The organism is Pasteurella testudinis DSM 23072, from assembly GCF_900176075.1.
Classification (GTDB): Bacteria; Pseudomonadota; Gammaproteobacteria; order Enterobacterales; family Pasteurellaceae; genus Chelonobacter; species Chelonobacter testudinis.
The window spans coordinates 47574-69746 of the sequence record NZ_FWWV01000004.1; the positions used below are offsets into that span (position 1 = coordinate 47574).

Sequence of the window (22173 nt, forward strand, 5' to 3'; positions counted from 1 at the left end):
TAGATTAATCAATATGTTGAATAAAATTTTACTTTTGCTCTCTTGCTTAGAATTAAGGACAACACGATGTATAAGAACGACGATTTACGCATTGCCAATATTCAACAATTACTGCCGCCGGTAGCGTTGTTGGAGAAATATCCGGCCAGTGATGTGGCGGTGCAAACCGTTGAATCCACCCGTCAAAAAGCGCATGAGATTATCCACGGTAATGATGATCGTTTGCTGGTGATTATCGGGCCTTGCTCCATTCACGACCCGCAAGCGGCATTGGAATATGCCGAAAAAATTAAACAAATGCGCGCCGAATTAAGCGGGGAATTGGAAATTATCATGCGCGTCTATTTTGAAAAACCGCGTACCACCGTTGGCTGGAAAGGCTTGATTAACGATCCGTATCTGGACGACAGCTATCAACTCAACGACGGTTTGCGTATTGGGCGCAAAGTGTTGTCGGATATTAACGATTTGGGCGTGCCGGCAGCCGGCGAATTTTTGGATATGATCACGCCGCAATATGTGGCGGATTTTATGAGCTGGGGCGCAATCGGCGCAAGAACCACCGAATCGCAAGTACACCGCGAACTGGCTTCGGGGCTGTCTTGCGGCGTGGGTTTCAAAAACGCCACCAACGGCAGCGTGCGGGTTGCGCTCGATGCAATCGGCGCGGCGGAAGCACCGCACAATTTCTTGTCCGTCACTAAATTCGGACACTCGGCGATTGTCACCACCAAAGGCAATAATGATTGCCATATCATTTTGCGCGGCGGCGACAACAATACCAATTTCGATGCGCAATCGGTGGCGGAAGTGTGCCAAGCCTTAGCTAAAGCCGGCAAAAAAGCACATGTGATGGTCGATTTCAGCCATGCCAACAGCCATAAAAAATTCAAGGAACAACTTGATGTTTCTGCCGATGTTTGTAACCAAATTGCCAACGGTTCGAACCAAATTTTCGGTGTGATGATCGAAAGTCATTTGGTGGAAGGTCGCCAAGATTTAGTGGCGGATAAAGCGTTGGTTTACGGACAAAGTATCACCGACAGCTGCTTAGGTTGGGCAGATAGTGAACAGGTTTTACGCGATTTGGCAAGTGCGGTCAAAGCACGGCGCGCGCTGAAATAACAGGTTGATAAAATAGTGTGATCCACTTCAAAAAGAGCGGTTAATCAATGAGATTTAACCGCTCTTTTTGTATAAAATAAAAAATGAACCAACGTTCATTTTAGTAGTCCAACGTAGTGCAGAATGCAAAACAGCAAGATACAAAACAATAAGAAAATAAACTAGCAAAATCCGTAGGAGATATTATGCAAGTCAGAGTATTTCAACGCTACAATCCTTTTCAAATCGCCCGTTATGTCAAAATTCTTTTTTCCGGTACTTTTTTTATCCGTGGTGTCGGATTATTTGAATTCGAGCAAGGCAAAATCGTACTGCCCAAAGTGAAAAATTTACGCAAATTCGGTGTAATGTCAGAAATCAACCGGCATATCAAACATTTGCAACAGGAAGCGTTGGCGACCTAGTTTATAGCTGAATTTACAGACCCGTTATCTTAAGTGATAACGGGTTTTTTCTTGTCTTAACAATCAATTATTGCTATAAATGTTACAATTCATTTACAAAAAGAGAAAAACCGATGCCATTGACTTCAACCGAATTGTGCCGCGTGCGCGCGGTCACGACGTTTACCACGTTATCCGCGAATCCCGATACTTGGCAGACCGCACTTGCCGCAGCGAAAAAACAATGTGATAGCTTGGCGCAGTCGTTGCAGCAACGGGGTTATCAGGTGCAGTCAATCCGGATTGTGACCAATCCGTTTGCCGAATATTTAAATATCAGCAGCGTGGAGACGGCAAAGCAAGGCTTGGCGGAGATCAAGGCGATGTTGTTGCAATTGAATCAAGACTCAGATTTGCGGATCCGTTTCGCGATTGGCGAAGCGAAAACCTCCGCGGAAATTGCGTTGCTGCCGGAATTAATCAAAGATTACGGCGATTTATGCAACGCCTGTGTCAATATTGCCGCTGATGAATACGGCTTTTTGGATAACCAACAGATTAGCCACTGCGCGGAAGCGGTACAGAAAATTGCAGCGATTACCCCGCGCGGCGAGGGCAATTTTAACTTCACGGTCAATTTTAACTGCCAACCGTTGATTCCCTATTTTCCGCAAGTTATCACCGCAGCGAGCTGGGTAACTGTTTTGTCATCGGTTTGGAAACGCCGGATTTATTGGCGGCGGCATTGGAGAGCATTCAATCCGCACGGGAACAACAAGCCCACGCCGATTTTTTACAACAGGCTTATCAGGCAATGCGTAATGCCTTGCAATATCATATTGATCAGGTGAACGAGTGTGTCAAACTGGCGAAAGTGGACAGCGGCTGGCGTTTTGCCGGTATGGATACTTCCGCTGCGCCGTCGAAAAATTGCCGTTCAATGGTTGAGGTTTATCGCTTGCTGGGCGTGCCGTATTTCGGGGCGGCAGGCACGATCGAGGCGTCGGCGTTACTGACCCGGGTCTTTAAAACGCTGGATAACGTCGAAGCGGTCGGTTTTTCCGGTTTAATGCTGGCGGTAACTGAAGATCAAGGTTTGGCAGAAGCCACACGCCGGCAACAATTCGATATCCGTGCTTTACTGACCTACAGCAGCGTGTGCGGTATCGGTTTGGACACCGTACCGATTGAGGGCGATACGCCGCTGGAAAAAATCACCGCGATTATGCGTGATACCGGCACGATGGCATTTCGTTTAAACAAACCGCTGACCGTGCGTTTATTCCCGGTGCCGGGGCTGTCTGCCGGCGAGCATACCCAATTTGAAAGTGACGATTTATGCAATTGTGTGGTGTTGGCCGTGCCGTAATGGTGAGAGGTATAATATAGAAAACCGCACTTTAACCTGAAAAATCAAGGCGAAAGTGCGGTATGCAAGCGTGGATTATTTCACTTCGCGAAACATAATCTCCGCCGGAATCACATTGCCTTGCCAATACAGTTGGCTGGCGACGCTTTCGGCAAGTTGCAGGAAGTGTTGGCTGATTTCATCTTGCGGCGCAGCGGCAACGGTCGGCGTACCATGATCCAGATCTTCACGCAGACGAATATGCAGCGGAATCTGCCCCAACACGGCAATATGGTATTTTTCCGCCACTTTTTGCGCGCCGCCCGTACCAAAAATGTCTTCATGATGGCCACAGTTGGCGCAGATATGTACACTCATATTTTCAATGATTCCCAACACCGGTACGGACACTTTCTCAAACATCGCAATGCCTTTGACTGCGTCCAGCAGCGCAATATCTTGCGGCGTGGTCACGACGATCGCGCCGGTCACCGGAATCTGTTGCGACAACGTTAATTGGATATCACCTGTACCCGGCGGCATATCGATTACCAGATAATCCAGATCCGGCCACCAGGTTTCTTGCAACAGTTGGCTCAGCGCACTGCTTGCCATCGGGCCGCGCCAAATCGTGGCATTATCGGCAGGCATCAGAAAACCGATGGAATTGGCAAAAATTCCATGTGCTTCAATCGCCACCATATGTTTATTGTCCGGCGAGGTCGGGCGTTGATCTTCTGCGCCTAACATGTGCGGAATCGACGGGCCGTAAATATCGGCGTCCAAAATCCCGACCCGTGCGCCTTGCGCTTTCAGCGCCAACGCAAGGTTGACTGCGGTGGTGGATTTGCCCACGCCGCCTTTACCGGAGGTGACGGCAATAATATTTTTCACGCCGTTGACCGCAGGGTGATTGTTGGCGCGTTTCAGGGTGGCGATTTGATAATTCAGTTGCCAACGGATCTCGTTTGCGCCGCTGATCTTGCGTAAATCCGCCTCAAGTGCGGTTTTCAAGCGTGCAAAGCCGCTGTTCCAAGCAAACGGCAGGGTGAATTCAAGGCGTAGCGTGCCGCCACCCAGTTCGATTTTTTTTAATGCTTTCAGCTCAATCAGATTTTTTTGCAAGGTTGGATCACGAAAATCCGCAACCAGTTGTTCAATCTGGTTTTTTTGCGTGTCGCTCAATGCGGTGGCAGAGGAAAATAGTCCCATAATAAATCCTTTATTTTTATAAGGTTACAGATGTTTTCAGTTTATTCGTCCGTGCTATTTAATCATGTTTGGCGGGAAGAGTTAAGTTAAAATAGTGGACAGATGAAGAAAGTGCGGTTTGCGGCGTTTATGAAAGGCTAAAAGCATGGCATTATAAGTGCGGTTAGATGAGGAAAAAATGATGACAAAAAAAGAGCTACTATTTGCCACCAGTCGAATGCACTCGGAGCTGGTTTACAATATGGCAAAATTAGAAGGCAATCCTTATACCTTTCCGGAGGTCAAAACCTTATTGGACGGGATTACCGTTGGTGGGCGAAAATTAAGCGATCAAGAACAAGTGCTGCGTGTATCCGCCGCTTGGGAGGAGCTGCACCGTCAAATTGCCAATAACAGCTTTACTCTAAGTAAAGCTAATTTTGTCCATTTCAATAAAATTTTGGCAGAGGGCGAGGCGTTATCGGTCGGGCATTTTAGAACCGGACAAGTTTATATTGCAGGGGTTGAGCATTACACGCCGCCGAAAGCAGAGGAATTGGATTTGTTGTTTGACCAGATGATGGCGGAATTTCAGCAACTAACAGATGATGTGCAAACCAAAGCCTTTAAGTTGTTTCTAAATTGTGCGCGCTATCAATTTTTTTTCGACGGCAATAAACGCACGGCACAGATTATGATGAACGGTTTTTTATTGTCGTCGGGCTGTCCGGTCGTCAGTATTCCGGCAAAAAATAAACGTAGCTATGATCGCAAGATGACAAAATTTTATGAAACCAACGAAATGCAGCCGATGTTGGCATTTTTACATGATTTAGCCAAGTCGGGACGCTATATGCTTTAACGTAGCCAAAGTGCGGTTCAACTGGTAAAAATAGCCGTGTTGCGTTAAAATTTGCACCTATTTATCCCATAAAATATTTCTACAAGGATTTCAATTTTAATTATGTCAAATTCAGCCCGCAAAATTTTGGTGACTTGCGCCCTGCCGTATGCCAACGGTCCGATTCATTTAGGTCATTTATTGGAGCATATCCAAGCGGATATTTGGGTGCGGTTTCAGCGCATGCGCGGCAATGAAATCCATTTTGTCTGTGCCGACGATGCGCACGGCACGCCGATTATGCTGAAAGCCGACCAACTGGGCATTACGCCGGAGCAGCTGATTGAACAGGTGAAAAGCGAACATAAAGCGGATTTTGACGGATTTAACATCAGTTTCGACAACTACCATTCCACCCACAGCGAAGAAAACCGCACTTTGTCGCAAGCGATTTACACTAAACTGAAAAGCAACGGTTTTATTAAAAGCCGCACCATTTCGCAATTGTATGATCCGCAAAAAGGCATGTTCTTGCCGGATCGTTTCGTGAAAGGCACTTGCCCGAAATGTAAAGCGGAAGATCAGTACGGTGACAACTGCGAAGTCTGTTCGGCGACCTACAGCCCGACCGAACTGATTAATCCGCGTTCGGTGGTGTCCGGCGCAACGCCGGTGATGAAAGCCTCGGAACACTTTTTCTTCGATTTGCCGAGTTTTGAGGCGATGTTGAAAAGTTGGATTCGTTCCGGCTCGTTGCAACAAGAAGTGGCGAACAAAATGCAGGAGTGGTTCGAAGCCGGTTTGCAGCAATGGGACATCACCCGCGATGCGCCGTATTTCGGCTTTGAAATTCCCGATGCGGCGGGCAAATATTTTTATGTTTGGCTGGACGCGCCGATCGGCTATATGGCGTCGTTCAAAAATCTGTGTGATCGCGAAGGCTTGAATTTCGACGAATTTTGGCACAAAGACAGCACAACCGAGCTGTACCATTTTATCGGCAAAGATATTATGTATTTCCACAGCCTGTTCTGGCCGGCGATGTTGGAAGGCAGTGATTACCGCAAACCGACCAATATTTTTGTGCATGGCTATGTGACGGTCAACGGCGAAAAAATGTCGAAATCGCGCGGTACTTTCATTCAGGCATCGACCTATCTGAAACTGCTTGATCCGGAATATCTGCGCTATTACTATGCCGCCAAACTGAGCCACCGCATTGATGACTTGGATTTGAACCTGCAAGATTTCGTACAACGGGTGAATGCGGACATTGTCAATAAAGTGGTGAATCTTGCTTCGCGCAATGCCGGTTTTATCCAGAAACGTTTTGGCGGCAAATTGGCGGCAACCTTAGAAAATCCGCAATTATTGGCAGAGTTTAGCCAAGCGTCGGAAACGATTGCCAACTATTTTGAAAACCGTGAATACGGCAAAGCGATCCGCGAGATTATGGCGTTGGCAGACAAAGCCAATAAATATGTGGACGACAAAGCGCCGTGGGTGGTGGCAAAGGAAGAGGGCAAAGATCAGGAATTGCAGCATATCTGCTCAATGGGGATCGAAATGTTCCGTATTTTAATCGGTTATCTGAAACCGGTGTTGCCGCAACTGGCGGCACGCGCGGAGGCCTTTTTACAAACTGAACTGACGTGGGACAGTCTGTCCACGCCGTTGCTGGCACACGAAATCGCCCCGTTCAAAGCCCTATTCAGCCGTTTAGACAGCAAGCAAATTGATGAGTTAGTGGAGTTGTCAAAAGTGGAAAATGCTCAGTTAGCACCGCCAACAGTAGTAAAAACAACGGAAAAATCGAACATTGAACCGATTGCCGAGACCATTTCAATTGATGATTTTGCCAAAATCGATCTGCGCGTGGCGAAAATCGTCAAAGCAGAAGCCGTGCCGGAAGCCAATAAATTATTGAAGTTGACGTTAGACATCGGCAGCGAAACCCGCCAAGTGTTCGCCGGGATTAAATCTGCATATAAACCGGAAGATCTGGAAGGGCGCTTAACCGTGATGGTTGCCAACCTCGCACCGCGTAAAATGAAATTTGGTGTCTCAGAAGGTATGGTACTCGCCGCTGGACCGGGCGGCAGCGAAATCTTTGTGCTGTCACCGGACGACGGCGCCACCCCGGGAATGCGTGTGAAATAAGCAACCAGCCGCACTTATCGTGAATGAAAGTGCGGTTTTGTGTATTTGGATAAGTTGTATTCTATTTCTATTTTGTTGTATTAAGGGAAATATCCATGAAACTAGACGAAGTAGCAAAATTAGCCGGCGTTTCGCGCACCACCGTGAGTTATGTGATTAACGGCAAGGCAAAGCAACATCGGGTCAGTGACCGCACGATCGAAAAAGTGATGGCGGTGGTGAATGAGCATAATTTCAAACCGAATCCGGTGGCGGCAGGGCTGCGTGCCGGGCATACCAACACGATCGGTTTGATTATTCCGGATTTGGAAAACATCAGTTATGCCAAAATTGCAATGCGTTTCGAGGCGCTGTGCCGCAAAGTCGGTTATCAGTTGTTTATCTCTTGTTCGAATGATGATCCGGAAAACGAGAAGCAGTGTGCCAAGCAATTATTAGCGCGCAAAATTGATGCCTTGGTGATCTCAACCGCTTTGACCGATGATGATGATTTTTATCGGCAGAGCAGTGATGTACCCATTATCGGTTTCGACCGCAAGGCCAATAATGTGAATGATATTAATATTTTGTATCATGATAGGGAAGACAGTAGTTATTTGGCGCAACAGTTGCTGCGGCAAGGAAATGCCAAATCGGTTCTCTATTTTGGAGCGCGGCAAGAATTTCCGATCAGCCGACAACGGGAAGCCGGATTCCGACAAAGCGTCCAAAGCGTCGAGCAGCAAACTTTGCAAGTGGATTATCTGTACGCACCGCACTTTACCCGTGAATCGGCGATGACGGCGTTCAGTGAATGGTTACGGCAAAACCAGCTGCCTGACGCATTGTTTATCACTTCGCTGACGCTGCTGCAAGGCGTATTTCAGGTGTTGTTACAGCAACAAGGGCGAATTCCGCCACAATTGACGATCGCCACATTTGGTGATCAACAAATGCTGGAATTGCTGCCGAATCGGGTTATCAGTGCCGTTCAACCTTATGACGAGATCGCAGAAAATTTATTGTTGGCAGTGCAGCAAAGCATTGTAAAAAGCGATGCCAAAAGACAACGCAACGCACAAGCGTATCCGGTTTGGGTGCGGCGTAAGATTTTCAGCAAAGGATCAGCGTAATAAAACAGCGGCGTTGAGAAAATATTGTCTAGATTCAGCCTTGGAATGTAATGGATAAGAAATGCCATCTTTTTGAAATCTCTGTTTTTGTAAACCTAAGAGAATGAAACCGCACTTTAAGGGTTATTTTTGCTTGGAAACTAAGTGATAAAAACTTAGAATGGATCGTGCTATAGGAAGTATTCTTGTAAAAGAAAAGTGCGGTTTGGTGTCATAGCTGAAATGATAGTGTCGGCGAAGATGAGTATCGGTATGGTAGGCGTAGTTGTCCGATCACGGAATCCGATAAAATATCTTAATAAATACAATAAACTTAGGTCTTATATGAAGAAAATCATTACTCCTCTGGTAATGGCGTTGGCATGGAATGTTGGTGTGGCGCAAGCGCAGCAGACAGCATTATTTGAAAAATGGTCGGTATACACATCTGATTTTTTTAATGCCCAAAAGCTGGATAAAAATCAGTCTCAAGTCATTTTTTATCGCGAAGCCGGAGCGATTGGCGGACCTGCAGTGAATGTATATGTTGATGGCGATTATCACGGATCATTGCTGGAGAACCATTATAAAGCGGTTTCGTTATGTGCACAGACGCACCTGTTTAGCACGGCTTTTAGCAGCAATAATGAGTTTATCGATAGAGGTGACGGGGTTTATTACACGATTCCGTCACAACAAAGCAGTTTTATCAAAATCATCGCCAATCCAAAAGGGGAACCTGAGCTTCAGCGGGTTGACGCGGCGACTGGCGAAAAAGAGATTCTCAGCATGCCGGTACAGAAACAGACGCTTTCACGAGTCGCACCGGCCAGTTTCTGTCGTGAAAAAACCGTCTTGCAAAATTTCGCCTTGTCGGCAAAAACGTTGTTTCAAACCAACAGAGGCGATTTAGCCGGTATGCAGCCGGAAGGCGAAAGCGAGATTCTGGAGCTGGCAAAAGACTTGAAACATTTGGATCAACGTCAAATCAGTCATATTGTAATCAGTGGCCACAGTGCGCCCGGCGAGAGCCAGAAAGTCAGTCGAAAATTATCCGCAGACCGAGCAAAAACCGTACTTAATTTGTTGCAGCGAGAAGGCGTGCAATTCCCGATGGAAGTGACCGGCTACGGCGCACAACAATTGATCGCAAAAAATTGCGCCGCCAGAAATCCGTCGGATGCCAAAATGCGGGAAGCCTGTGACCAAGCTAACCGACGGGTAGAGGTTACGGTCTATTCCATTCAGTAAATTTAATAACTTAAAATACGCTTATAATCTCTCTTTTTTCTGTATGTTATTCCTGATTCAGCATAACATATAGCTTGCAAAGAGAGATTTTTTTATATGAGGACTTATGCGGTATGTTCAATACTAAAACCAGCCATTTTTTTGCTTGTCTGGATCGTTTGAAACTGATTCAGCGCTGGTCGTTAATGCGCAATATTGATAAAGAAAATTTAGCGGAGCACAGCTTGCAGGTCGCATTTGTGGCGCATGCGTTGGCAGTGATTAAAAATAAATTTTTTAACGGTACGGTTAATCCGGAGCGGATCGCGTTGATTGCGATGTATCATGACAGCAGTGAAATTTTTACCGGCGACTTGCCGACACCGGTGAAATATTTTAATCAGGAAATCACCCAAGCCTATAAACAGATTGAAATCGCCGCCGAAAAACATCTGCTTTCGCTGCTGCCGCAGGATCTGCAAGCCGAGTTTGCGCCGTTGCTGTGCGCCGAGCTGATCAGCAAACAAGATAAACATATTGTGAAACAGGCGGATTTGATCTGCGCCTATATCAAAGCCCGTACTGAATTGGAACATGGTAATCAGGAGTTTATACCGGCCTTGAAACGCTTGGAAAATTTGATGCAGGATTGGAAAAGCGAAGAAATGCAGTATTTTCTGGCGGTATTCGTGCCGAGCTTCGGGCGGGCGTTAGACGAATTGACGTGGTAACCTATGGTAAAAAATGGTGTTGAAAGTGCGGTTGAAAGAACGGCTAAAAGTGCGGTTTAAAAAGGAATGCTATGACGATTCAAATTAAAAAAGATTGGAAACAACGTTATATTGATGATCCGAAGCGCGAGCATGATCACCGTTCGCCGTTTCAACGGGATCGCGGGCGGATTCTGCATTCGGCTGCATTCCGCTGTTTGCAGGCAAAAACCCAGATTCATGCGGTCGGCGAAAATGATTTTTACCGTACGCGATTAACCCATTCCTTGGAAGTGGCGCAAATCGGTAGCAGCTTGGCGGCGCAATTGAGCTTAATCGAGCCGTTTCAGGCGTTATCGGCGGCGCTAAACAAAGCGGAAAATGAACTGCAAAAAATGTTGAAACCGTTGTTACCGCCGATCAGCTTGATCGAAACGCTCTGTTTTGCCCATGACATCGGCCATCCGCCGTTCGGACACGGCGGAGAAGTGGCGTTAAATTATATGATGGCGCAAGCCGGCGGCTTTGAGGGCAATGCGCAGACTTTTCGGCTGATCACCAAACTGGAACCCTATACTGAAAAAGCTGGCATGAATTTAACGCGTCGAGCCATTTTGGGCGTGGTGAAATACCCGACGATTTTAGATCAAGCGTCACCGCAATATACGAAATGCCAGCCGCAACCGCACTTGAGTGATCCGCGTTATATCAGTATGCGTAGCTGGAAACCGGGCAAAGGGCTGTTTCGTGATGATTTGGCGGTATTCGATTGGCTATTGGCGCCGCTGAGTACGGTTGATAAACAAGAATTCTGCCGTTTTCAACAAGCGCGCCAAACGCCGCAAGACAGCCTGAAAACCGTGTATAAATCTTTGGATTGCAGCATTATGGAACTGGCGGATGACATTGCCTATGCGGTGCATGATTTAGAAGATGCGATTGTGGTCGGCGTGGTCAGTTTGCAACAGTGGCAACAGGCGCATGTGCAGCTGAGCGCCTGTCAGTCGTTATGGATTCGACAAAATATTGACCAACTGAGCGACAAATTGTTTTCCGAACACCACTACCAGCGCAAAAATGCGATTGGAGCGCTGGTGAACTATTTTATTACTTCCGCCCGCTGGAAAATCAATCACAATTTGCAAGAGCCGCTATTGCGTTACAACGCCGAGCTGCCGCCGGAAGTTGTTGAGGTGCTGACGGTGCTGAAAAAATTTGTATGGCAATATGTGATCTGTCATGTGGATACCCAGCGGATCGAGTACAAAGGACAGCGGATTTTGACTGAATTGTTTCAAATTTTCGAATCGGATCCGCAACGCCTACTGCCGCCAAATACCGCAAAACGTTGGCAAAGTGCGGTCGAGCCAGATAAAAAGCGCGTTATCTGCGATTATATCGCCGGCATGTCCGATGCTTACGCTCTGAAAGTTTATCAACAATTATAAAGGATAAGACTGATTATGATTTTATCGGGCGTGATCGTGAATGCAATACTGGTGGTTGTCGGCGGCATTCTCGGCAGTCTGCTGGCTAATAGGGCAAAAGCGCATATTATCGATAGCGTTTTGCAAGGTTTGGCCTTGTGTGTGTTGTATGTCGCAGTACAAAATCTGGTGGGCGGCGGCAATATTTTTATTATTGTGTTATCAGTCGTCACCGCCGCGATTATCGGCGAATGGTTAAAAATTGATAACAAATTGACCGCACTTGGCGACTGGTTGCAGGAGAAGATCAATCGCGGCAAAGGGCAGTTGTCCATTTCCGAAGGCTTTGTCAATGCGTCGCTGTTGTTTTGTGTCGGCGCAATGGGAATGGTCGGTTCGCTGGAAAGCGGTTTGGCCGGCAACCATCAAACATTATATGCCAAAGCGGTCATTGACGGCATGGTGTCGATTGTTTTTGCTTCGACAATGGGGATCGGCGTAGCATTTTCAGCTATTCCTATCCTACTTTATCAAGGCTTGATCGTTCTTACAGCCAGCTTGATCAGTCCTTATCTTTCTGAACGGGCAATTGCCGAGATGAGCTGTGTCGGCGGCTTGCTGATTTTGGCCATTGCGCTGAATATGTTGAAAATTACCCAAATCCGCGTGGCGAACTTTATCTTCGCGCCATTGTTGGCCATTCTATTTTCGCTTTTCCTGTAGCGTTTGCTCATATTGCAAGCAAAAAAAAGCCCTTCGCAAGGAAGGGCAAAATATATTTGGAGTCATACTTTTTTAGGGTATGCCGCTATTATACACAACAAATTTCACAAATCAATAACAAATATGACATATTTGGTTAAATTTAAGATGAATTTATTTGTTATGTGGATTGCGGGTGGTGCTGTCAACCAAATTGCGCATCAGCAAAGCATAATTTAGATCAATGTCTTGCGGCACATCTAAAAACACAAAATGACCGTCACCGGGCGCAACCTCAACCGCTTCATTTTTACGATTTAACATCTTATTAATTTTAAACACGATATTGCCTTTCGGAGTCATCAGCTCCACTTCGTCGCCGAGCAGAAATTTATTTTTCACCGCCACTTCCGCCAAGCCCGCTTTGCGTACGCCGGTAAATTCACCGACAAACTGTTGCCGCTCGGAGATCGAGTAGCCGTAATCATAATTTTGGTATTCATCATGGGTATGGCGGCGTAAAAAACCTTCGGTATAGCCGCGATGTGCCAGCGATTCCAAGGTTTGCATCAGCGATTCGTCAAACGGCTTGCCGGCAACCGCATCGTCAATCGCCTTGCGGTAAACTTGTGCGGTGCGCGCGCAATAGTAAAACGATTTGGTACGCCCCTCGATTTTCAACGAATGCACACCAAGTGCGGTCAGCTTTTCAACGTGCTGTACCGCTCTTAAATCTTTGGAATTCATGATATAAGTGCCGTGTTCGTCCTCAAATGCGGTCATTTCTTCTTCAGGACGTTGTGATTCGGTCAGCAGATAGACTTTATCAGTCGGTTGCCCTTCGCCTAAAGTCGGTGCAACATTTTTGACATCAATCAGTTGGCTTGGATCAACTTGGTTTACCACATTGCCGATTTCGTCTTCTTGCCCTTCTTTCACGTTATATTCCCAGCGGCAGGCATTGGTACAAGTGCCTTGGTTCGGATCACGCTTATTGATGTAGCCGGACAGCAGGCAACGCCCGGAATAGGCCATACAGAGCGCACCGTGCACAAAAATTTCCAGTTCGATTTCCGGTACTTGCTGACGGATTTCGGCGATTTCATCAAGGGATAATTCGCGCGATAAAATCACACGGGTCAACCCCATTTGGTGCCAAAATTTCACACTTGCCCAATTGACGGCGTTAGCCTGTACGGAGAGGTGAATATCCATCTCGGGAAAATGCTCGCGCACCAGCATAATTAAGCCGGGATCGGACATAATCAGTGCGTCGGGCTTCATGTCAATCACCGGCTGCAAATCGCGGATAAAGGTTTTCAGTTTGGAGTTGTGCGGAGCGATATTCACCACCACATAAAACTTCTTGCCCAGTGCGTGAGCTTCATCGATCCCGATTTTCAGGTTAGCGTGATTAAATTCATTGTTGCGCACCCGCAGGCTGTAACGCGGCTGTCCGGCATACACCGCATCGGCGCCGTAAGCAAACGCATAGCGCATATTTTTAAGCGAACCGGCCGGAGAGAGCAGTTCGGGAGTAAAGTTCGTTTGAGTGGTCATAAATTTCTCTTGTCTGATGTCAGGTCAGGTTATACCAAGTGCGGTATAAATCAAGCGGCGATTTTATCCTGTTGCTATTTTTTGTGCAAGTTGGGTTTTGCTTCGGCTTGATAACAGGGTTGTCTTGGAAGTAGGTGGTAGTGAAAATCAATTAATATCAGTAGGTTTTTTATTTTGTTGTATTTATGCTACAAAATTGATGTCATTTTTATTTGAAAGTAGCGTATGATTTATTTTTTTAATGTGAATAGTTATTTTTTGTGTAATTTTCGGCGAAATCTTGGATCGATTGAGATAGAATTACTCTTGTTAGGTTATAGTAACAAATTGAAACTATTTCATCATGTTTTTATTTTGGTTGGGATATAACCAGAGATTTTATATCTATTTAATGATTAAAGGACTTTGTTATGAAAAATGAGTTCAATACTGGAAAGGCAGTGTGGGCGATGATGCCTAATTGGATTTTAAACAGTCGTAATGATACGCTGTTTGATTTGGATGGCTCGGTGCAAGGGGATTCGGCGGCCTATGCACCGTTGAGCGGTTCTAATATTTTTGAGCATGCGCTGATTGCCGGCGATCGCCCTGATTTTTGGGAAAATATGGCAGATAATCTCGGTACGATGGTCAGCAACGGTTTTGCCGATATGCGCTGGATTCTGGAGGAAAAATTTTCACCTGTGGAGCCTGTATCGCAAGCCGATGACGGTGATAAACCGCACTTGAATATGGTTTGTACATTGCCTATGGTAGATGACTCCTCCGTTATTTCTGCTGTTGAAAATGATGAGCCTGTGGCGGAGCGAGGCGTGAACTCGGCTCATGACGGCTTGCTGCCAACATACGAAAGTGCGGTTGCCGATTTTGTCAGTGAGGAAATTAATCCGATTTCTTCGGACAATTCTGCGTACGCATACAATATTGATCATGCCTTGCCGTTGAGCTATACATTGAATACCGAGAGTTTTGCCACGCCGGATTTAGCGGCGGACAGAACCATCAATTCAAGCAACCTGCCAATGGTGGACGGTGAAATGCGGCTGTCGGATCTTTTTTATGGTATTAGTGAGTTATAATGCTGACAATGAATCGATGGCGACGGTGGATTTTGATTCGTCGATGGTTGATGATATGTCGTTGGCGATGTTGAACAGTAGCAGTAGTCGGATCGAAAGTGAGCCGACATTACCTGCTTTTGAGGATAACAACCCGACAGTCGGTTTTGCTGACGAGACTGTTTATTATTCGACTGATGTGCTCCCTGCCGTAGAGCCGGATATGCCAAGCGGTGAAATTTTGTAAGCGCTGACAGAGTACCCTGCAAAGGACTGGTCTTGACATTGCGTCGGGATCGGTCCTTTTTTATGAAAAGTGCGGTAACGGCCGTTGAATTTATCCAAAAAACGATTATACTAGCAAACTAGTACAGTGGTACGGTCTGTGATAAATAACGAGAGGAAAGGACGTTATCCATGAAATTGGTAAAAACATTGGCAGCAAAAGCATTAATCGTGACCGCACTTGGCGGTTTGGCAGTGATGAACGGCGCAATCGCGGCAGAGGCAGCGCCGCAGAAAGTGGCGATTACCACGATTGTCGAACATCCGGCATTGGAGGAAATTCGCAAAGGGATTGTCGATCAGTTAGCCAACGAGGGGTTCGTCGACGGTAAAACGATTAAGATTGATTACCAAAATGCGCAGGGCAGTTCCGCCACCGCCGGACAAATCGCGCGTAAATTCGTTGGCGACAATCCGGCAGTGATCATTCCGATTACCACGCCGAGTGCGCAGCCGGTGGCGGCGGCAACTCGCCAGATTCCGGTGGTTTTCAGTGCGATCACCGATCCTTTGGCGGCAAAATTGGTCAAACAATGGGGCAAAAATGCAGGTAATGTCGCCGGAGTTTCCGATCAGATTCCGTTGGAGCCGCAAGTGGATTTGATCCGCACCTTGGTACCGAATGTCAAAACGATCGGTTATGTGTACAGCCCGGGCGAAGCGAATTCGGTCGCGGTGTTGGAGATGTTGAAAGCGGCGGCGGAAAAAGAGGGAATCAGCGTGTTGGCGGTGCCGGCGCAACGCACGATTGACATCAGCACCGCAGCGCGCAGTTTGGTCGGCAAGGTGCAGGTGATTTACACCTCGACCGATAATAATGTGGTGTCGGCTTATGATGCGCTGTATAAAGTCGCCGTTGAAAATAAAATTCCGTTGATTGCGGCGGATTTCGGCTCGGTTGAGCGTGGTGCGATTGCGGCATTGGCAACCAATCAATACAATATCGGGGTGGAAACCGGCAAGATGGCGGCGCAGGTTTTGCGTGGCGTGAAAGTGAGTGATTTGGAAACCACGAGAATGGACGATTTGGATCTTTACCTCAATCCGCAAGCCGGACAACTGCAAGGCGTTACCATTCCGCAAACGTTGTTGGATAACGCGACCAGAGTGGTAAACGCACAATAATCTGATAAGGGAATATCTGAGCCGACAGCGGCTAGGCCGCATCGGTTAAGCTGCAATGTTTAAGTAGGGTTGAGCGGTTTTGACGCTGATCGAAGTTAAATATTAAGGGAGGATATAAAATCCTCCCTTATAGTAAATATCATCGTCGAACCGAATTATCTAATAAGGCGCAAAGTCTTTGAATTATCTCTAACCAAGTACCACTTTGCTACCGAAATGCCACCGAAAACCACTTTGCTATCGAAGACAATGTTATTTGGCAATCCGTTTGTACTTGATTCGGTGCGGTTGCACAGCTTCGGCGCCGAAGGTTTTCTTCTTCCATTCTTCATAGTCGGTGAAGTTGCCTTCGTAGAACGTGACTTTGCCTTCATCACCGTAATCCAAAATATGGGTGGCGACACGGTCTAAGAACCAGCGGTCATGGGAAATCACCAAGGCACAGCCCGGAAATTCCAGAATCGCATTTTCCAACGCACGCAGGGTTTCGACGTCGAGGTCGTTGGTCGGTTCATCGAGTAACAGCACGTTGCCGCCGGTTTGCAGTAATTTTGCCAAATGCAAACGTCCACGCTCACCGCCGGACAACTCGCCGACCCGTTTTTGTTGATCCACGCCTTTGAAGTTAAAGCGACCGACATAGGCACGGCTTGGGATTTCAAAGTTGCCGATTTTCATGATATCCAAACCGCCGGACACTTCTTCCCACACGGTTTTTTTGTCGTCCATACTGTCACGGAACTGATCGACAGACGCCAAAACGACGGTTTCGCCCAGTGTGACTGAGCCGGAATCCGGCTGTTCTTGTCCGCTTAACATTTTGAACAGGGTCGATTTACCGGCGCCGTTCGGGCCGATAATGCCGACGATAGCGCCTTTCGGAATGCTGAACGACAAATCGTCAATCAAAGTGCGGTCGCCGTAAGATTTGCTTAAGCCGCTGACTTCCACCACTTTATCGCCCAGACGTGGACCGGGTGGAATAAACAGTTCGTTGGTTTCATTACGTTTTTGGTATTCGCCGCTGTTCAATTCGTCAAAGCGAGCCATACGCGCCTTACTTTTTGCCTGACGGCCTTTCGGATTTTGGCGTACCCATTCCAATTCTTTCTCAATCGATTTTTGACGGGCGGATTCGGTGGCGGCTTCTTGCGCCAAACGTTTCTCTTTTTGCTCCAACCAAGAGGAGTAGTTGCCTTCCCACGGAATGCCTTCGCCACGGTCAAGCTCCAAGATCCAACCGGCGACGTTATCCAAGAAGTAGCGGTCATGGGTAATCGCCACCACTGTGCCTTCATAATCATGCAGGAAGCGCTCCAACCAAGCGACCGATTCTGCGTCCAAGTGGTTAGTCGGTTCGTCTAACAGCAACATATCCGGTTTTTCCAACAACAGGCGGCACAATGCCACGCGACGGCGTTCGCCCCCTGACAGATGTTCAATTTTCGCGTCCCAATCCGGCAAACGCAGCGCATCGGCGGCACGTTCCAGTTGGTTTTGCAGATTATGTCCGTCGTGCGCTTGGATAATCGCTTCCAATTCCGCTTGTTCAGCTGCCAGTTGATCGAAATCCGCCTCAGGATCAGCGTACAGCGCATATACTTCATCTAAACGGCTGAGGGCGTTTGCCACTTCGCTCACCGCTTCTTCGATGGCTTCACGCACGGTTTGCTGCGGATCCAGTTTCGGTTCTTGCGGCAGATAGCCGATTTTGATCCCCGGCTGCGGACGGGCTTCCCCTTCGATATCTTTATCGATACCCGCCATAATGCGCAGCAGGGTGGATTTCCCTGCACCGTTCAGACCCAATACGCCGATTTTGGCGCCGGGAAAAAAACTGAGGGAGATGTTTTTCAAAATATGGCGCTTCGGCGGCACAACCTTACCGACGCGGTGCATAGTATAAACAAATTGCGTTGACATAATTAATTTCCGTTTGGTTAGAAAAAGTGGCTTATTTTAGCCTAAATCCGTTGACGGCGCTATCTGCAAAGCGGGCGCTGGAAAGCAAAAGTGCGGTCAGATGGCATGCCTGACCGCACTTTGGTATGTACTATGGCGACAGTTTATTGATTGAGTGTCAGGAAAATATAGCTGTTATAAGCAATGTAACCCAACAGCAAAATTGCCCCCGCCCAACGTTGAATATAGCCGTTGGTCTTGTTATAGCGGTAGCCGAAGAGGAACAGAATCGCGGTCAGGCACAACATCGTCGGCATATCCCGTGTCATGATTTCATTGTCCGCTTGTAACGGGTGAATCGCTGCCGCCAGTCCGACTACCGCCAGCGTGTTGAATAAATTGGAGCCGATGATGTTACCCAATGCCAAATCGTGCTGGTTTTTACGCGCGGCGGCAATTGAGGAGGCTAATTCCGGCAACGAAGTGCCGACCGCGACAATCGTCAAGCCGATTACCAATTGGCTGACACCGAAATGGTTGGCGATAGTGACCGCTCCCCAAACCAACAGCTGTGAGCTTAAAACGAGAAGAATTAAGCCGAACAACAGCAAGCCGACGGCTTTGCCGATCACAACGTCATGTTGCTGATTGCTTTCTTCTTCGCGCAGGGCGTTTTTGACTTTCAGTCCGTCACGGATACTGAGCAGCATAAAGCCGGCAAACAGAATCAACAGAATAATACCGTCCGTACGGCTGACATCGCGATCAAACAGCAAAACCGCCGAGATGATGGTGACAACCAGCAGCAGCGGCAACTCTTTTTTCAGAATGGAGGGCGCAACCAAAACCGGACTGATCAGGGCGGTGACACCCAAAATTAAGGCGATATTGGCAATATTGGAACCGTAGGCATTCCCCAGCGCGATGCCCGGATTGCCTTGCACTGCCGAAGTGATCGAAACCACGATTTCGGGCGCAGAGGTGCCGAAACCGATCACTAGCATACCGATTAACAGCTTCGGCATACCGAAATAGTGTGCGGTATCGCTGGCGCCGTCCACAAACTTGTCGGCGCTCCAGACCAATAAAATCAAACCGGCGATAACAGCAAGGGAAGCGAGCAGCATAAGTTTATAAACCTCGGATAAAAATAAAGCCCGTAATTGATAAACAATTATGGGCTAAACACTGTTGGCAATACAAAAAGCGTTTTACAAAAGGAGACAAATAAAAGCTCACCAACAGAGAAATTGGCTCCTCCTGCTGGACTTGAACCAGCGACATACGGATTAACAGTCCGCCGTTCTACCGACTGAACTAAGGAGGAAATGTTCGTTGCTCGATCGGCAAAGCGGCCGAATCGAATTGAGGGGCGTATCTTAGTGAGATAAAAACCGCTTGTCAAGGGTTAAAAACGAAAAAAATAAGGGAAATTAAAAGGGAATTTTCTATCCACACAGCCTGTGGATAACTTTGTGGATTAGTTTTTGCCGAAGGTGATGAAATACAGGAAATATGCGACTTTGCAGGATCGTATTTGAATTTGGCTATAAAATGACATTATCTTTTTTATCAATAAGATAGGAAAAATCTAGTCTTTTTTATATTATTTTTTCCGAAAATTTGAAGTTTGCCACTTGACAGATTGCAGACTGTGCAAAAAGTCGGTTTTTGATAATTGTTTTTTGCCGAAAAAAATAGAATTTTTAACTTGGCTATCAGTTTGATAGGCGGTACTGTTGGTCTGCGGGCAAGAATCGGATATTCATTTGAAAATTCACTTTTGAAGTGTGCTAAAATAGCGCCCTGAATTTAGCAAGAATAGTGGTTTTAATATGTCAAAAGTGGGCTCTTTATTGAACGGCAAAAGCGGCAAACCGTTTAAACTGCATTCCGATTTCAAACCGTCCGGCGATCAACCGCAGGCGATTGCCAAGTTGATCGACGGTTTGCAAGACGGCTTGGCGCACCAGACGTTGTTGGGCGTAACGGGATCGGGCAAAACCTTTACCATCGCCAATGTCATCGCCAAACTCAACCGTCCGGCGATGTTGCTGGCGCCGAATAAAACGCTGGCGGCGCAGCTGTATGCCGAAATGAAGGAGTTTTTTCCGGAAAATGCGGTGGAATATTTTGTTTCCTACTATGATTATTATCAACCGGAAGCCTATGTGCCGGCGAGCGATACCTTTATCGAAAAAGACGCCTCGATCAATGATCAAATCGAACAAATGCGCTTGTCGGCGACCAAATCGTTTCTGGAGCGGCGCGATACCATTGTCGTCGCTTCGGTTTCGGCGATTTACGGCTTGGGTGATCCGGATTCCTACCTGAAAATGATGTTGCACCTGCAAACCGGCACGATTATCGATCAACGCCAAATTCTTTCCAAACTGGCGGAGCTGCAATATACCCGCAACGATCAAGCCTTCCAGCGCGGCACATTCCGTGTGCGTGGCGAAATTATCGATATTTTTCCGGCGGAATCCGATGATGTGGCGCTGCGGATTGAACTGTTTGACGAAGAGGTGGAGCGCTTGAGCCTGTTTGATCCGCTGACCGGACATAATTTCGGCGCCGTGCCGCGTTATACCGTGTATCCGAAAACCCACTATGTCACGCCGCGCGAACGGATTCTTGAAGCGATTGAGAAAATTAAGGTCGAACTGGCACAGCGCCGCCAATATCTGTTGGAAAACAATAAACTGTTGGAAGAACAACGGATTACGCAGCGCACCCAGTTCGATATCGAGATGATGAACGAGCTGGGCTACTGCTCCGGTATCGAAAACTACTCGCGTTACCTGTCGGGACGAGGCGAGGGCGAACCGCCGCCGACGTTGTTTGACTATATCCCAAGCGACGGCTTGCTGATTATCGATGAATCGCATGTCACCGTGCCGCAAATCGGCGGTATGTATCGCGGCGACCGTTCGCGTAAAGAAACCTTAGTGGAATACGGCTTCCGCCTGCCGTCGGCATTGGATAACCGTCCGCTGCGCTTTGAGGAGTTTGAACGGCTGGCGCCGCAGACCATTTATGTCTCCGCCACGCCCGGTCCGTATGAATTGGAAAAATCCGGCGGCGAACGGATCGATCAGGTGGTGCGCCCGACCGGTCTGCTTGATCCGGTGTTGGAAGTGCGTCCGGTGGCGACCCAAGTTGATGATTTATTATCCGAAATCCGCCTGCGTAGCGACAAAAACGAACGGGTGCTTGTCACCACACTGACCAAACGCATGGCGGAAGATTTGACCGATTATTTGGAAGAACATGGTGTGCGGGTGCGTTATCTGCATTCGGATATCGATACCGTCGAGCGGGTGGAGATTATTCGCGATCTGCGCTTAGGCGAATTTGATGTGCTGGTGGGCATTAACTTGCTACGCGAGGGCTTGGATATTCCGGAAGTGTCGCTGGTGGCGATTTTAGATGCCGATAAAGAGGGTTTCCTGCGCTCGGAACGTTCGTTGATCCAAACTATCGGACGGGCGGCACGGAATCTGAACGGCAAAGCGATTTTATATGCCGATCGTATCACCAACTCAATGGAAAAAGCGATGGGCGAAACCAACCGCCGCCGTGAAAAACAGATGGCGCATAATGAAAAATTCGGTATCGTGCCACAAGCGTTGAACAAAAAAGTGGGCGAACTGCTCGACATCGGCCAAGGAGCGAATAATAAAGCACGCGGCAAACAAAAACTGCAAAAAGTGGCGGAGCCAAGTGCGGTTTACCAACCGAAAAATGCCAAAGAGTTTGAGCAACAGGTTAAAAAACTGGAGCAGCAAATGTATCAACACGCGCAAAATCTGGAATTCGAACAAGCTGCTGCGGTGCGTGACGAATTGCACCGCTTGCGCGAGCGGTTTGTATTAGGCGATTAGTCTAGATAGAGGATAAAATGAAACAAAATACAGATAACTAATTCAATAAAGTAAGGGCGGATTAACTATCCGCCCGAACCGCACTTTGCATTTTTCTGTTGTCGATTAAATGCTTATACCGCACTTCGCAAAAGGGCGGATAGTTAAT

At 47.4% G+C, this 22173-nt stretch carries 17 protein-coding genes, 1 tRNA gene and 1 pseudogene; 14 read left to right on the plus strand and 5 right to left on the minus strand.

The window, feature by feature from the left end; genetic code table 11:
* Positions 1–66 precede the first annotated feature (66 nt).
* The 3 genes and pseudogenes from aroG to B8880_RS03460 all read left to right on the plus strand — a co-directional run bounded on the left by aroG (position 67) and on the right by B8880_RS03460 (position 2877).
* Complete coding sequence (aroG, locus tag B8880_RS03450; RefSeq protein ID WP_084256023.1) at positions 67–1125, plus strand: 3-deoxy-7-phosphoheptulonate synthase AroG; 1059 nt, start codon at positions 67–69, stop codon at positions 1123–1125.
* Between the two features lie 185 nt (positions 1126–1310).
* Positions 1311–1529, plus strand: coding sequence for a DUF1107 family protein (locus B8880_RS03455; protein WP_084256024.1), 219 nt, complete (start codon positions 1311–1313; stop codon positions 1527–1529).
* A gap of 113 nt (positions 1530–1642) precedes the next feature.
* Positions 1643–2877: pseudogene (locus B8880_RS03460) on the plus strand (DUF711 family protein).
* A gap of 75 nt (positions 2878–2952) precedes the next feature.
* On the opposite strand, the gene apbC reads toward B8880_RS03460, so the two are convergent.
* Positions 2953–4068, minus strand: a complete 1116-nt coding sequence (gene apbC / locus B8880_RS03465; RefSeq protein ID WP_084256025.1) for an iron-sulfur cluster carrier protein ApbC — start codon at positions 4066–4068, stop codon at positions 2953–2955.
* A gap of 178 nt (positions 4069–4246) precedes the next feature.
* Between apbC and B8880_RS03470 the strand changes: the two genes are divergently transcribed.
* The 7 genes from B8880_RS03470 to B8880_RS03500 all read left to right on the plus strand — a co-directional run bounded on the left by B8880_RS03470 (position 4247) and on the right by B8880_RS03500 (position 12229).
* Positions 4247–4909 carry a Fic family protein gene (locus tag B8880_RS03470; protein WP_244165596.1) on the plus strand — a complete coding sequence of 221 codons (663 nt, stop codon included), beginning with the start codon at positions 4247–4249 and terminating at the stop codon, positions 4907–4909.
* Positions 4910–5011: 102 nt separating this feature from the next.
* Positions 5012–7048, plus strand: coding sequence for a methionine--tRNA ligase (metG, locus tag B8880_RS03475; protein ID WP_084256027.1), 2037 nt, complete (start codon positions 5012–5014; stop codon positions 7046–7048).
* Between the two features lie 95 nt (positions 7049–7143).
* Positions 7144–8160 carry a catabolite repressor/activator gene (cra, locus tag B8880_RS03480; RefSeq protein WP_084256028.1) on the plus strand — a complete coding sequence of 339 codons (1017 nt, stop codon included), beginning with the start codon at positions 7144–7146 and terminating at the stop codon, positions 8158–8160.
* Between the two features lie 324 nt (positions 8161–8484).
* On the plus strand, positions 8485–9390 hold the full coding sequence (locus tag B8880_RS03485; RefSeq protein ID WP_159460712.1) for an OmpA family protein: 906 nt from the start codon (positions 8485–8487) through the stop codon (positions 9388–9390).
* Between the two features lie 113 nt (positions 9391–9503).
* Positions 9504–10100, plus strand: coding sequence for a 5'-deoxynucleotidase (gene yfbR / locus B8880_RS03490; RefSeq protein WP_084256030.1), 597 nt, complete (start codon positions 9504–9506; stop codon positions 10098–10100).
* 71 nt (positions 10101–10171) lie between these two features.
* Positions 10172–11527 (plus strand): anti-phage deoxyguanosine triphosphatase, encoded by a 1356-nt coding sequence (locus B8880_RS03495; RefSeq protein WP_084256031.1) that lies wholly within the window; start codon positions 10172–10174, stop codon positions 11525–11527.
* Between the two features lie 15 nt (positions 11528–11542).
* Positions 11543–12229, plus strand: a complete 687-nt coding sequence (locus B8880_RS03500; RefSeq protein ID WP_208610884.1) for a DUF554 domain-containing protein — start codon at positions 11543–11545, stop codon at positions 12227–12229.
* A gap of 153 nt (positions 12230–12382) precedes the next feature.
* Here B8880_RS03500 and trhP read toward each other — a convergent pair whose 3' ends face one another.
* A complete protein-coding gene (gene trhP, locus B8880_RS03505) occupies positions 12383–13768 on the minus strand; it encodes a prephenate-dependent tRNA uridine(34) hydroxylase TrhP (RefSeq protein ID WP_084256032.1) in 1386 nt (461 codons plus the stop codon).
* Positions 13769–14178: 410 nt separating this feature from the next.
* Between trhP and B8880_RS03510 the strand changes: the two genes are divergently transcribed.
* The 3 genes from B8880_RS03510 (at position 14179) to B8880_RS03520 (ending at position 16236) form a co-directional block, all read left to right on the plus strand.
* On the plus strand, positions 14179–14847 hold the full coding sequence (locus B8880_RS03510; RefSeq protein WP_084256033.1) for a hypothetical protein: 669 nt from the start codon (positions 14179–14181) through the stop codon (positions 14845–14847).
* Positions 14828–15073 carry a hypothetical protein gene (locus tag B8880_RS03515; protein WP_084256034.1) on the plus strand — a complete coding sequence of 82 codons (246 nt, stop codon included), beginning with the start codon at positions 14828–14830 and terminating at the stop codon, positions 15071–15073. Before B8880_RS03510 ends, B8880_RS03515 begins: the two co-directional genes overlap by 20 nt.
* A gap of 170 nt (positions 15074–15243) precedes the next feature.
* Positions 15244–16236 carry an ABC transporter substrate-binding protein gene (locus B8880_RS03520; protein ID WP_084256035.1) on the plus strand — a complete coding sequence of 331 codons (993 nt, stop codon included), beginning with the start codon at positions 15244–15246 and terminating at the stop codon, positions 16234–16236.
* 252 nt (positions 16237–16488) lie between these two features.
* Here B8880_RS03520 and ettA read toward each other — a convergent pair whose 3' ends face one another.
* The 3 genes from ettA to B8880_RS03535 all read right to left on the minus strand — a co-directional run bounded on the left by ettA (position 16489) and on the right by B8880_RS03535 (position 19465).
* Complete coding sequence (ettA, locus tag B8880_RS03525) at positions 16489–18159, minus strand: energy-dependent translational throttle protein EttA (protein WP_084256036.1); 1671 nt, start codon at positions 18157–18159, stop codon at positions 16489–16491.
* A 143-nt stretch (positions 18160–18302) separates the two neighbouring features.
* On the minus strand, positions 18303–19265 hold the full coding sequence (locus B8880_RS03530; RefSeq protein ID WP_084256037.1) for a calcium/sodium antiporter: 963 nt from the start codon (positions 19263–19265) through the stop codon (positions 18303–18305).
* 124 nt (positions 19266–19389) lie between these two features.
* A tRNA-Asn gene (locus tag B8880_RS03535) sits at positions 19390–19465 on the minus strand.
* Positions 19466–19973: 508 nt separating this feature from the next.
* Here B8880_RS03535 and uvrB point away from each other — a divergent pair.
* The gene (gene uvrB, locus B8880_RS03540) at positions 19974–22025 is read left to right on the plus strand and encodes an excinuclease ABC subunit UvrB (RefSeq protein WP_084256038.1); all 2052 of its coding nucleotides are present in this window, start codon (positions 19974–19976) and stop codon (positions 22023–22025) included.
* The last annotated feature ends 148 nt before the right edge of the window (positions 22026–22173 follow it).